The organism is Pseudomonas gozinkensis (assembly GCF_014863585.1).
GTDB classification, from domain to species: Bacteria; Pseudomonadota; Gammaproteobacteria; order Pseudomonadales; family Pseudomonadaceae; genus Aquipseudomonas; species Aquipseudomonas gozinkensis.
In genome coordinates, this window is the sequence record NZ_CP062253.1 from 4,814,279 (window position 1) to 4,827,106 (window position 12,828).

The 12,828-nt window shown below is 62.7% G+C and carries 12 protein-coding genes; 1 reads left to right on the forward strand and 11 read right to left on the reverse strand.

Annotated elements, in window-relative coordinates; translation table 11 throughout:
* Positions 1-243: 243 nt before the first annotated feature.
* Entirely contained in the window at positions 244-3,492 is a 3,249-nt protein-coding gene (gene rne, locus IHQ43_RS21345; RefSeq protein ID WP_192562017.1) for a ribonuclease E, read from the forward strand.
* A 182-nt stretch (positions 3,493-3,674) separates the two neighbouring features.
* Here rne and IHQ43_RS21350 read toward each other — a convergent pair whose 3' ends face one another.
* The 11 genes from IHQ43_RS21350 to IHQ43_RS21400 all read right to left on the reverse strand — a co-directional run bounded on the left by IHQ43_RS21350 (position 3,675) and on the right by IHQ43_RS21400 (position 12,804).
* Positions 3,675-4,271, reverse strand: a complete 597-nt coding sequence (locus IHQ43_RS21350; protein ID WP_192562018.1) for a nucleotidyltransferase family protein — start codon at positions 4,269-4,271, stop codon at positions 3,675-3,677.
* Complete coding sequence (locus tag IHQ43_RS21355; RefSeq protein ID WP_192562019.1) at positions 4,268-5,248, reverse strand: XdhC family protein; 981 nt, start codon at positions 5,246-5,248, stop codon at positions 4,268-4,270. Before IHQ43_RS21355 ends, IHQ43_RS21350 begins: the two co-directional genes overlap by 4 nt.
* Positions 5,248-7,569 (reverse strand): xanthine dehydrogenase family protein molybdopterin-binding subunit, encoded by a 2,322-nt coding sequence (locus tag IHQ43_RS21360; protein WP_192562020.1) that lies wholly within the window; start codon positions 7,567-7,569, stop codon positions 5,248-5,250. Before IHQ43_RS21360 ends, IHQ43_RS21355 begins: the two co-directional genes overlap by 1 nt.
* Entirely contained in the window at positions 7,566-8,036 is a 471-nt protein-coding gene (locus tag IHQ43_RS21365) for a (2Fe-2S)-binding protein (RefSeq protein ID WP_039770687.1), read from the reverse strand. Before IHQ43_RS21365 ends, IHQ43_RS21360 begins: the two co-directional genes overlap by 4 nt.
* 246 nt (positions 8,037-8,282) lie before the next feature.
* Positions 8,283-9,302, reverse strand: coding sequence for a UDP-N-acetylmuramate dehydrogenase (murB, locus tag IHQ43_RS21370; RefSeq protein ID WP_192562021.1), 1,020 nt, complete (start codon positions 9,300-9,302; stop codon positions 8,283-8,285).
* Complete coding sequence (locus tag IHQ43_RS21375; protein ID WP_064598568.1) at positions 9,299-9,763, reverse strand: low molecular weight protein-tyrosine-phosphatase; 465 nt, start codon at positions 9,761-9,763, stop codon at positions 9,299-9,301. The genes murB and IHQ43_RS21375 overlap by 4 nt, the downstream gene beginning before the upstream one ends.
* On the reverse strand, positions 9,763-10,527 hold the full coding sequence (gene kdsB / locus IHQ43_RS21380) for a 3-deoxy-manno-octulosonate cytidylyltransferase (protein ID WP_192562022.1): 765 nt from the start codon (positions 10,525-10,527) through the stop codon (positions 9,763-9,765). The genes IHQ43_RS21375 and kdsB overlap by 1 nt, the downstream gene beginning before the upstream one ends.
* Positions 10,524-10,709, reverse strand: a complete 186-nt coding sequence (locus IHQ43_RS21385; RefSeq protein ID WP_003174668.1) for a Trm112 family protein — start codon at positions 10,707-10,709, stop codon at positions 10,524-10,526. The genes kdsB and IHQ43_RS21385 overlap by 4 nt, the downstream gene beginning before the upstream one ends.
* Positions 10,710-10,733: 24 nt before the next feature.
* A complete protein-coding gene (gene lpxK, locus IHQ43_RS21390) occupies positions 10,734-11,744 on the reverse strand; it encodes a tetraacyldisaccharide 4'-kinase (protein WP_192562023.1) in 1,011 nt (336 codons plus the stop codon).
* Positions 11,744-12,172: an ExbD/TolR family protein gene (locus IHQ43_RS21395; protein WP_085745066.1), complete on the reverse strand. Its 429-nt coding sequence runs from the start codon at positions 12,170-12,172 to the stop codon at positions 11,744-11,746. The genes lpxK and IHQ43_RS21395 overlap by 1 nt, the downstream gene beginning before the upstream one ends.
* On the reverse strand, positions 12,169-12,804 hold the full coding sequence (locus IHQ43_RS21400) for a MotA/TolQ/ExbB proton channel family protein (RefSeq protein WP_162803842.1): 636 nt from the start codon (positions 12,802-12,804) through the stop codon (positions 12,169-12,171). The genes IHQ43_RS21395 and IHQ43_RS21400 overlap by 4 nt, the downstream gene beginning before the upstream one ends.
* Positions 12,805-12,828 lie beyond the last annotated feature (24 nt).

Sequence of the window (12,828 nt, forward strand, 5' to 3'; positions counted from 1 at the left end):
TGTGTAGCAACAGGCTTTATCAAGACGCTTCATCTCGTCCACAGCCACCGGTTGATTCCTCCTCCTGACTGAGTGCTTAAGTAGCCACAGCAAGCAGGACGCGTACGTCGCGATAACGGCCCAATTGGCCGGACATCGCTGGACACGGGAATGGCCAACCACTCCCGACGCACCTGACACCGACCGTGAGAAGTCGTGTGTGCCGAACGCCGTTTCCGGCAGCCCGGAAACCGACGGTACTACATGAAAAGAATGCTGATTAACGCAACTCAACCCGAAGAGTTGCGTGTTGCACTGGTAGATGGCCAGCGCCTCTACGACCTGGACATCGAATCCGGTGCACGCGAGCAGAAAAAGGCCAACATCTATAAAGGCCGCATCACTCGCATCGAACCAAGCCTTGAGGCTGCCTTTGTCGATTTCGGCTCCGAGCGCCACGGCTTCCTGCCCCTCAAAGAAATCTCCCGCGAATACTTCAAGAAAGCCCCTGAAGGCCGCGTCAACATCAAGGACGTCCTGAGCGAAGGCCAGGAAGTCATCGTTCAGGTCGAAAAAGAAGAACGTGGCAACAAGGGCGCAGCCCTGACCACCTTCATCAGCCTGGCCGGTCGTTACCTCGTTCTGATGCCGAACAACCCGCGTGCCGGTGGCATCTCCCGTCGCATCGAAGGCGAAGAGCGCAACGAACTGCGTGAAGCGCTGAACGGTCTGGTCGCTCCGGCCGACATGGGTCTGATCGTGCGCACTGCCGGCCTTGGCCGCAGCAGCGAAGAAATGCAGTGGGACCTCGATTACCTGCTGCAACTGTGGACCGCCATCAAAGAAGCTTCGCTGGATCGTTCCGCGCCGTTCCTGATCTACCAGGAAAGCAACGTCATCATCCGCGCCATCCGCGATTACCTGCGCCAAGACATCGGCGAAGTGCTGATCGACAGCGTTGAAGCCCAGGACGAAGCCCTGACCTTCATCCGCCAGGTGATGCCGCAGTACGCCAGCAAGATCAAGCTGTACGAAGACAGCGTTCCGCTGTTCAACCGTTTCCAGATCGAAAGCCAGATCGAGACCGCTTTCCAGCGCGTCGTCGAACTGCCGTCCGGCGGCTCCATCGTCATCGATCCGACCGAAGCCCTGGTGTCCATCGACATCAACTCGGCGCGCGCCACCAAAGGCAGCGACATCGAAGAAACCGCCCTGCAGACCAACCTTGAAGCCGCCGAAGAAATCGCCCGTCAGTTGCGCCTGCGCGACATCGGCGGCCTGATCGTCATCGACTTCATCGACATGACCCCTGCCAAGAACCAGCGCGCCGTGGAAGAGAAAGTCCGCGAATGCCTGGAAGCCGACCGCGCCCGCGTGCAGATCGGCCGCATCTCGCGCTTCGGCCTGCTGGAAATGTCCCGTCAGCGCCTGCGTCCTTCGCTGGGCGAAAGCAGCGGCATCGTCTGCCCGCGCTGCAGCGGCACCGGCATCATCCGTGACGTCGAATCGCTGTCCCTGGCGATCCTGCGCCTGATCGAAGAAGAAGCCCTGAAGGACCGCACCGCCGAAGTTCGCGCCCAGGTGCCGATCCCGGTGGCCGCGTTCCTGCTCAACGAAAAACGCAACTCGATCACCAAGATCGAACTGCGCACCCGCGCCCGCATCGTCATCCTGCCGAACGATCACCTCGAAACCCCGCATTTCGAAGTTCAGCGCCTGCGTGACGACAGCCCGGAAGCCGCGACCAACCAGTCCAGCTACGAGATCGCTGCCGCTGCCGCCGATGTCGAAGACGTCCAGCCAGCCGCCGCGACCCGCACCCTGGTTCGCCAGGAAGCCGCCGTCAAGACTGCTCCGGCCCGCGCCAACGCTCCGGTTCCGACCGAAGTCGCCGCTCCGGCCCCGGCACCTGCTCCGGTTGCCGCGCCAGAGCCAAGCCTGTTCAAGGGCCTGGTGAAGTCGCTGGTCAGCCTGTTCGCCACCAAGGAAGAGCCTGTAGCTCCGGTTGTGGTTGAAAAACCAGCCACCGAGCGTCCGGCCCGCAACGAAGAGCGTCGCAACGGCCGTCAGCAGAGCCGCAACCGTAACGGTCGCCGCGATGAAGAGCGCAAGCCGCGCGAGGAACGTGCACCGCGTGAAGAACGCGCACCACGTGAGCCGCGTGAAGAGCGTCAGCCGCGCGAACCACGTGAAGTCCGCGAGCCACGCGAATCCCGTGACGAAGCACCGGTAGCCCGCGAAGAACGCGCACCGCGCGCCCCTCGTGAAGAACGTGCACCACGTGCTCCGCGTGAAGATCGCAAGCCGCGTGGCGAGCGTGAAGAACGCGTACGTGAACTGCGCGAGCCTCTGGATGCCGCTCCGGCCGTTGCTGCTGCCGCCACCGCTGAAGAGCGTCCGGCCCGTCAGCCGCGTGAAGAACGTGCGCCACGTCCTCCGCGTGAAGAGCGTCAACCGCGTGCCGAACAGGCCGCTGCTGCCGTCGCTGAAGAAGAAATCACCACCAACGAAGAGCAACTGCCGGAAGACGGTTCGGAGAACGCCGAAGGCGATCGTCCACGCCGCCGCTCCCGTGGTCAGCGTCGTCGCAGCAACCGTCGCGAGCGTCAGCGTGATGCCAACGGCAACGTGATCGAAGGCTCGGAAGAGTCCGAATCCGGCGAAAACGCTCAAGCGCCAAGCACTGCCGATCTGGCCGCTGGTCTGGCTGTTACCGCTGCTGTTGCCAGCACCGTGATCAGCGCTCCGGCCGAAGCTCAGGCCCACGAGCAAGCTGAACGCGCTACCGCTGCCACCCTGGAAACTGCTCCAGTAGAAGCCCCGGTTGTTGAAGCAACCACTCCGGTCGAAGTAGCTGCTGCTCCGGAAGTCGAAGTGGCTCCGGTTCGCGAAGCTCAGCCTCAGGTTGAAGCGGCTGCCGAACCAGCGGTGACCTTCGAAGCACCAGCCGTAGTTGAAGAGTCGGTTGTCGAAACCGTCGCTGAAACCGTGACCGAAACCGTGCGTGAAGTTCGTGAAGAGCAGACCGCGTTCAATTGGGTAGCCGAGCCGGCTGTCGCTGAAACACCAGCGCCTGCTGTTGAAGCGCCAGTGGTTGAAGCTGCTGTTGTTGAAGAAGCCAAGGCTGCCGAGCCAGTGGTGGTTGCTGAACCTGCACCGGTCGTTGAAGCCCCAGCGGTTGAAGCGCCAGTTGTCGCCGAAGCACCTGCCCCGATAGTTGAAGCGGCTCCAGTTGTCGCGCCGGTCAGCGCCCTGACCCCAAGCGGCCGCGCGCCGAACGACCCGCGCGAAGTGCGTCGTCGCAAGCGTGAAGAAGAGCGTCTGCAGAAGGAAGCCGAACTGGCCGCCGCTGCTGCTCCAGCTGCCGAAGTGGTCGAGGCAGCTCCTGCCCCGGTCGCTGAAGAAGTTGCCGTTGAGGCCGTGATTGCCGAAGCACCACGCTCCGTTCAGGAAGCGGTCGAGCAACACGAAGAGGCCCAGGAAAAAGAACACGAGCCTAAACCCCTCGTCTGATTCCAAAGGCCAATAAAAAGCCCCGCCTGGTGATCCAGGCGGGGCTTTTTTATACCTCAAAATTCACACAACTCAATTGTGGGAGCGGGCTTGCTCGCGATAGCGGTCTGTCTATACCTGTTCCACTACCTGACACTCCGCCATCGCGGGCAAGCCCGCTCCCACAGGAGTCTGTGCGTACTTCAAACTTGAGGAAAAACCAGCGCTTGCGGCACATCGATATCCCACAGAACGCCGGGATCATCTACCACCACTTCCACCAAACGCCCCTGCTTGAACAACGGTCGGGCGCCCCGGTCACCCGACAAGGCCATCAGTCCGGCTGCGAACGAGCGACCAAACCCTACCGGATGCCCATAATCACCGTTCAATGTCGGTACGCTGACCGCATCCTCGGCAATCGCCGCCACGATACGCTCAATGCTCGACGGCAGAATGAACGGCATGTCGCCCAGCACAATCAGCCAGCCATCGGCATCCGGGCAAGCCGCGACCCCCGCCGCGATGCTGTCGCCCATTCCCGTGGACTCGATCAAGACAATGTCACACCCGTAAGCCTGCGCCATGCGCATTGCCTGCGGCCGCGCCTCAGTCGTCACCAGCACTCGCCGGGCGAGGCTCGCCGGCAGGTTGACCAGCACTTGCTCGATCACCGAACGCACCGCGCCATCGCGCCCGGTGCAATCGGCCAGCAGCTTGTCCTTGTCGGCACCCGCCACTTCGCGAAAGCGGCTGCCCTCGCCCGCCGCCAGCACAATCACCCCGATGGATCGGCTCATACACTCTCCACTGTTTTCTTCTGCTTGAGCTCGACACCATTCTTGATCGCGACGATTTCCGCCAACAGCGACAAGGCGATTTCCGCCGGGGAATGGCTGCCGATATGCAAACCGATCGGCCCGTGCAAACGGGCGATGGCCGCTTCTGACAAGCCTAGCTCAGCCAGATTCTCCCGACGTTTGCGGCTGTTGACCCGCGAGCCGAGTGCACCGACATAGAACGCTTTGGAATCGAGCGCCGTGAGCAGCGCCATGTCGTCCAGACGTGGATCGTGAGTCAGCGCGACAATCGCCGTGCGTTCATCGGTCTGAATATTCAGCACCGCCTCGTCCGGCATGCCAGGCACAAAGCGTCCATGCTGCTCTTCCCAGCCATAGACGAATTCGGTGCGTGGATCACAGATCAGCACTTCGAAATCCAGCAGACGCGCCATCTCGGCCACATACCGCGACAACTGCCCGGCGCCGATCAACAGCAGGCGCCAGCGTGGGCCGTAAATCGCACGCAGGGTCTGGCCATCGAAGCTCAAAGTGTCAGTCTTGCCAGCCGGGCTCAGAATGACCTCACCACTGGCAATATTCAGTTCGCGACCGACAATTTCATGGTTTTCGCAGCGATCCAGCAACTCGGCGACCCACGCCGGATCGCCAACCCGCTCCTCGGTCAACCGCAGCGTGCCGCCGCAAGGCAGGCCGAAGCGCGCGGCTTCTTCCTGCGTCACGCCGTAGGTGATCAACTGCACCGGCGGGCCGTCGGCGGTAATCCGCCCATCGTGCAGCCGGGCGATCAGATCGTCTTCGACGCAACCGCCGGACACCGAACCTATCACCACGCCATCGTCACGCAACGCCAACATCGCGCCGGGCGCCCGGGGCGCGGTACCCCAGGTCTGCACCACGGTGAATAACACCACCCGCTGCCCGGCACGACGCCATTCGAGCACACTGCGCAGGACATTCAGATCGGCGCTGTCCATCACGCTTGCGCCTTCTGCCAGCCCTGCAACTGGTAACGCACCGGCAGGTTGCGAATGCGGTGGCCAGTGGCAGCGAAGATCGCATTGCACAGCGCCGGCGCAATCGGCGGCACACCCGGCTCACCGACACCGCCCAGCGGCACGTCGCCCGGCGGCGTCACCAGATGCACCGCGACCTCCTTCGGCGCCAGCGACATGCGCGCCACTTCATACATATGGAAGTTGTCCTGCTGCACCTTGCCGTCCTTGAAGCTGATTTCGCCCCACACGGCGTTGCCCAGGCCCATCACACAGGCCCCTTCGAACTGCGAACGGATCCGCTCCGGGTTGATCTGCGGGCCGCAATCCACGGCGATATCGGCTTTGTGCACGACCAGCGTGCCGTCGTCCTTGACCTCGACTTCGATCACCGCCGCCACATAGGTGACGAAGCTGTAATGCACGGCCAATCCGAGACCACGCCCCTTGGGTAGTTGACGGCCCCAGCCCGCCGCCTTGGCCGCTGTTTCCAGCACGGTGCGCATCCGCCCGGTGTCGATCGGATACCGCTCGGGGGATTCGCCGTAGTTCCATTCTTCACTGAGCGTGCGCGGGTCGATCTGCCGATCCGGGCCGAGCAACTTGATCTGGTACTTGAGCGGATCTTCCTTGGCCTTGTGTGCCAGTTCGTCGACGAAGCTCTGGATCGCAAAACCATGGGGAATGTTCGACACCGAGCGATACCAGCCGACCCGCGTATGCACCGTGGCCTCAGGGTTTTCCAGGCGCACGTTGGGAATCGCGTAGGCCATGTTGGTAAAGCCCATGCCCAGCTCGAACGCGGCTTCGTGATTCATGCCCGGCGCGAACAACGCAGTGATGCTAGGCGCTACCGTGCGGTGCAACCAGGCGGACGGCAAGCCGTCCTTGCCGACGCCAGCCTTGAGGTATTCGGCGGACACGGTGTGGAAATACGAGTTGTGGATGTCGTCTTCCCGGGTCCACTGCACGCGCACAGCTTTACCAGGAAACTCCTTGGCGAGCACGGCAGCTTCAACGACGAAGTCCGGTTTGGACTTGCGGCCGAAACCACCACCCAACAGCGTGACATTGAAGGTCACGTTATCGAACGGCAGCCCCAGGCGTTCGGCGATCCGCTCACGGGTGACCTGTGGCGCCTGGCTCGGTGCCCAGGCTTCGCACACACCCTCTTTATAGCGGGCGATGGCGACCATCGGCTCCATCGGCGCCTGGGCCAGATGCGGCAAGTAATAAGAGGCTTCGAGCGTGCTGGCGGCACTGCCGATGGCTTTGTCGATATCGCCGGTATTGCGCACCACTTTGCCCGGTTTCAGCGAAGCGGCTTCGATCTCCTTGCGATAGGCGACCGAGTCATAAGTGGCGTTCGGGCCATCGTCCCACTCGATCTTCAGCGCTTCGCGCCCCTTCAATGCCGCCCAGGTGTTGCTGGCCACGACGGCCACGCCGCCCAACGGCTGAAATTCCGAAGGCAATGGCCGAGGTTCGATCTGGATGACTTTGATTACGCCGGGGACTTTCAACGCGGCGCTGTCATCCACCGACTTGATCTTGCCGCCGTACACCGCCGGACGCGCGATGACCGCGAACAGCATGCCGTCGAAATGCACGTCGGCGCCGTACACCGCGCGGCCATTGACGATGTCGGCACCGTCAATGGCTTTGGTGCCTTCCTTGCCGATGTAGCGGAATTCCGACGGCTGCTTGAGCCGCAGGCTGTCACGGGCCGGCACCGTCAGCGCACTGGCCGCAGCGGCCAGCTCACCGTAACCCAGCTCGCGCCCGGACGGCGTGTGAATGATCTTATGCAGTTGCGCGCGGCATTCGCCGACCGGCACCTTCCACTGCGCGGCAGCTGCCTGCTCCAGCATGGTCCGGGCGGCAGCGCCGCAACGGCGCATCGGTTCGTACCAGTGACGCATGCTGCGCGAGCCGTCGGTGTCCTGGTTGCCGAAGCGCACTTCATCACCCGGCGCCTGCTGAACCTTGACGTGCCCCCAGTCGGCTTCCAGCTCATCGGCGACCACCATGGTCAGGCTGGTACGCACGCCCTGGCCCATTTCCGAACGGTTGCAGACCACGGTCACCGTGCCGTCGGCGGCAATGCTGACGTAGACCTTCGGATCGTCGATCCAGCCGTTGGGCATGCCGTCGGCGCCGAACTGCTTCGGTTTGTCTTCAGCCAACACATCCTGCCAGCCCCAGCTCGCCGCCAGCACCAGCGCACCGGTGGCGCCGACGCCCTTGAGGAAGCCCCGGCGACTCAGGTTGCTCAGGGCAAATTCATTCGGTAGACGGCTCATGCCTTGGCCTCCTTCAAGTGAGTGGATGCCTGGCGGATCGCGGTCTTGATCCGGTTGTAGGTGCCGCAACGGCAGATGTTGCCGACCATCGCCTCTTCGATCTGCTCGTCGCTCGGGTTCGGGTTGGTCTTGAGCAACGCGGTGGCGGACATGATCTGCCCGCCCTGGCAGTAACCGCATTGGGCCACAGCGGTGTCAAGCCAGGCTTGCTGGACGATCTGGCCGACCGGGTCGGCATGCAGGTTGTCGATAGTGGTCACGTTCTGCCCGACTACCGAACCGATCGGGGTGATGCAACTGCGCGCCGGCGCGCCGTCGATATGAATGGTGCACGCGCCACACAGGCCCATGCCGCAGCCGAACTTGGTGCCGTTGTAACCGGCGACGTCACGGATTGCCCACAACAGCGGCATGTCCTCGGTGACATCGAGTGGATGATCTTGACCATTGAGTTTCAGGGTAATCATGGGCACGCCCGCATATTCTTGGAGGTTATGGGGTCGAGCCATCTGCCACCGCAGGGACGGTAGTGGTTCGCGCAGATCGGCTCAGGCTAATCAGGCTCTCTTGTGCCGACGGGAACGTCTGCACCGGGCCTTTGGTGGAGCAAATGACTGGTATCGTTAGCTGGCTACGTTAACCCGCGATTAACAAAAAAGCCCTGCACTTTTTTAATAGTGCAGGGCTTTGGATTCAGCCTTGAAAGCGTAGCCTCAATAGCGATTGGGCTCCATTTCCAGCTCGACATTGAAACGTTCTGAAATGTCTTTCTGGATGCGCTGGGCCAGATCAAGCAATTGCAGCCCGGTCGCCGCGCCGTAGTTGACCAGCACCAGCGCCTGCAATTTATGCACGCCGGCATCGGCCTCACGGAAACCTTTCCAGCCCGCTCGCTCGATCAACCAGCCCGCCGCCAGCTTCATCTGCCCGTCCGGTTGCGCGTAGGCCACCAGATCCGGGTGCTGCGCCTTGATCTGTGCGACCACCGCCGCTGACACCAAGGGGTTTTTGAAGAAGCTGCCGGCATTGCCGAGCACCGCCGGGTCCGGCAGTTTTTCGCTGCGGATGCTGCAAATGGCTCGACTGACATCCGTCGGCGTCGGCTGCTCGATGCCCTGCTCGGTCAGGCGCTGACGCACCGGGCCGTATTCCAGATGCAGATGCGCGACTCGATCCAATGCGAAACGCACCCGCAGGATCAGCCAACGACCCGGCTGCTGCTTGAACACGCTGTCGCGGTAGGCGAAGTTGCATTCTTCCAGACTGAAGTCGCTCAGCTCGCCGGTCTGGCGATCCAGCGCCGTCAGGCCGGCGAACACATCCTTGATCTCGACACCGTAGGCACCGATGTTCTGCATCGGCGCAGCGCCGACAGTGCCGGGGATCAGACTGAGGTTTTCCAGCCCGGAAAAACCCAGCGCCAGCGTGTGCTGCACGAACGGGTGCCACGGCTCGCCGGCTTCGGCTTCGATCACCACGCGGTTGCCGTCGTCGCTGATGACGCGAATGCCACGGCTGGCCATGCGCAGCACCAGCGCCGGGATGTCCGCCGTCAGCAACAGATTGCTGCCGCCACCGATCACCAGCAACGGCACGTCATGGGCACTCGCATACGCCAGGGCTTCGCGCACATCGGCGTCGCTGTGGGCTTCGGCAAACAGCTGCGCGCGAACGTCGACGCCGAAGGTATTGAAGGGTTTCAGGGAAACCTGCGGCTGTACCTGCAAGCTCATAACCGGCCCTTCACTTCGATCAACAGCTGATCGCAGGCACGCTCGATCAGATCCAGCACCTGCTCGAAACCCTGGTCACCGTCGTAATACGGATCCGGCACTTCATCGACTTCACCTTCGTAACGACGCAGGAACAGGTCCAGCTCGGCCTTGCCGGTGGACGGTTGCAAGGCCTTGAGATTGCGCAGGTTGCTGTTGTCCATGGCGAGGATCAGATCGTAACTGGCGAAATCGGCGCGGCTGACCTGCTGGGCGCGTTGCGCCGACAGGTCGTAACCGCGCAGCTTGGCCGCAGCCTGGCTGCGCTTGTCTGGCGGATTGCCGACGTGCCAGTCGCCAGTACCGGCGGAGGCCACTTCGACCTGATCCGCCAGCCCCGCTTCGCGCAATTTATGGCGCAACACACCTTCGGCGGTGGGCGAACGGCAGATGTTGCCCAGGCACACGAACAGAACGCGCATCAGGCCTCCAGCAGGCGACGGACGCGCTCGAGGTCTTCGGCGGTGTCGACTCCGGTCGGTGGCGCGATCAACGCGTCAGCCACGTGAATCCGCACGCCGTGCCACAGGGCACGCAATTGCTCGAGGGATTCGGTACTTTCCAGCCAGCACGGGCCCCAGCTCACGAAGTCCTGGAGGAAGCCTGCGCGGTAGGCATAAATGCCGATGTGGCGACGATACGGCACGCCTTCCGGCAGCACATCGCGGCTCTTGGCGAACGCATCGCGGGCCCATGGCAGGGTCGCGCGACTGAAGGTCAGCGCCAGACCGTCGAGGTCGCTGACGACCTTGACCACGTTCGGGTTGAACAGGGTCTCAACGTCTTCGATCGGCTCGGCCAGGGTAGCCATGCGCGCTTCGGTGTGCGCCGCAAGATTCGCCGCGACCTGATCGATTACGCTCGGCGGGATCAGCGGTTCGTCACCCTGGACGTTGACCACGATGGCATCCGGCTCCAGACCCAGCTTCGCGGCCACTTCAGCCAGACGATCGGTGCCGGAGTTGTGATCTTCACGGGTCAGCACCACTTCGGCGCCGAAGGCCTTGCAGGCTTCGACGATGCGCGCATCGTCGGTCGCCACGACCACACGGCTGGCACTGCTTTTGCTGGCCTGCTCCCAAACGTGCTGGATCATCGGCTTGCCGGCGATGTCCAGCAGCGGCTTGCCCGGCAGACGGGTCGAGGCGTAACGCGACGGGATGACAACGGTGAAGGCGGTGGTCATTTATCCAGACGCTCGTCGGTGGTCAGGGTGCGGGCTTCGCTTTCCAGCATGACCGGGATACCGTCGCGGATCGGGTACGCCAGGCCGGCGCCCTTGCTGATCAGTTCGGTCTTGTCGGCGCTGAGCTTGAGCGGGCCTTTGCAGATCGGGCAAGCGAGGATGTCGAGCAGTTTGGTGTCCATGAACATTCCCTGGATAAAAACGGTTTAAGGCAAAAGACGATCCGGCAACAGGCGCATCAGTTGCGTGTCGAACCAGGCCACGAAGGCCGGCGACGGCACGGCATCGACCGCCAGGTACCACCAGTCGGCGGCGGCGAAGGCACGGCACTTCACCGCGTCCTTTTCAGTCATCACCACTGGCAATGACGGCGTGAAACTCAAGGCCTGCACGCTGTATTCGGCGTGATCGGCGAAGGCGTGGGGCACAGGCCGCCAGTCTAGCGCTTCGAGGGTATTGAAGAAACGTTGCGGGTTGCCGATCCCGGCCACCGCGTGCACGCCCTGACCGGGCGAAAAATGATCGAGCGACTGACGCAGGCCGCTGCGCAGATTGACCAGCGCCGAGGGCTGGAGATGGAAGGCGAATCCACCCTCGCGATCCTCGAGGGCACCGTTGAACAGCACACCGTCAACGCTTTGCAGGCGTTCGGCCGGTTCGCGCAGGGGCCCGGCAGGCAGGCAGCGCTGATTACCAAGACCACGGGCAGCGTCGATCAGCACCAGTTCCAGATCCCGCGCGAGGCGGTAATGCTGCATGCCGTCATCGGACAGGATCACGTCCAGCGGCTCACTGTCCAGCAGGGCTCTGACAGCGGCGCTGCGATCGGGGTCGATCATCAGCGGAACGCCAGTGCGCTGCACGATCAGCAAAGGTTCGTCGCCGGCGATGTCGGCAGTCTGATCAGCTTCGACCCGCCACGGCAGTTGCGCAGGCTTGGCGCCATAGCCCCGGCTGACCACGCCGACCCGCAGACCGTGGCGTCGGCAGTGCTCGATCAGCCAGAGGATCATTGGCGTCTTGCCGGTGCCGCCGACGGTGATATTGCCGACCACGATCACCGGCACCGGCGATTGATAGATCTCACCCTCGCCGTCGAGAAAACGCTGACGCTTGCCGGCCACGACGCGGCGGTACAGCCACTCCAGCGGCCGCAACAGCGTCAGGGCCGGGTGCCCCTGATACCACGCGGCGAGCAGACGATCGGACATGGCCATCAGGATTTGGGCGCCGCCTCGACCGTGGTCATGCGCAGATGGCTGAAACCGAGCTTGCCGGCCGCATCCATGGCGGTGATCACGGATTGGTGCTGAGTCTTGCCGTCAGCACTGATCGACAACGGCATGTTGGTGTCGCCGTTGGATTCTTTCTGCATGGCTTCCATCAGGGTCGCCAGGTCGTTTTTCGGCAAAATCCTGTTGTTCACCGAGAACACGCCTTCGGCACTGATGGCGACATCCAGTTGCTTGACCTGCTGATCCTCGGCCGGCGAGCCGCTGACCGCTTCCGGCAGATCGACGCGCAGCTGGGTTTCGCGGGTGAAGGTGGTGGTCACGACGAAAAACAGCAACAGGATGAACACCACGTCGATCAGCGACGCGAGGTTGATGTCGATGGTTTCCCGGGGCTTGCGACGGAATTTCACGCTTTGCCCCCGGCCAGATCGACGTCACGGTCGCCCTGCACCACTTCCACCAGTTTGATCGCTTCCTGCTCCATGCCCACCACCAGCTCATCGATGCGGCGTTGCAGGAAACGGTGGAAGAACACCGCCGGAATACCGACCATCAGGCCCGCAGCGGTGGTGATCAGCGCCTTGGAAATACCGCCGGCCAGCACCGAAGCGTTGGTGGTCATGCCGGAACCGGTGAAGGCGCTGAAGATGTCGATCATGCCCAGCACCGTACCCAAAAGACCGAGCAGCGGCGACATGGCAGCGATGGTGCCCAGCGCGTTGACGTAGCGTTCAAGCTCGTGGATCACCCGGGCGGCGGCCTCTTCGATGCATTCCTTCATGATCTCGCGACCATGCTTGGAGTTGGCCAGGCCCGCGGCGAGGATTTCACCCAGCGGCGAGTTGGCGCGCAATTCCTTGAGTTTTTCCTTGTTGAGCTGCTTGTCCTTGATCCAGACCCAGACCTGACCCAGCAGATGCTCAGGGGTGACGCGACTGGCGCGCAGGGTCCACAGGCGCTCGGCGACGATCGCCATGGCGGCGATGGAACTCAGAATGATCGGCAACATCATCCAGCCGCCGGATTTGACCAATTCCCACACAGTGACAGCCCCCTCGAAAAAGTG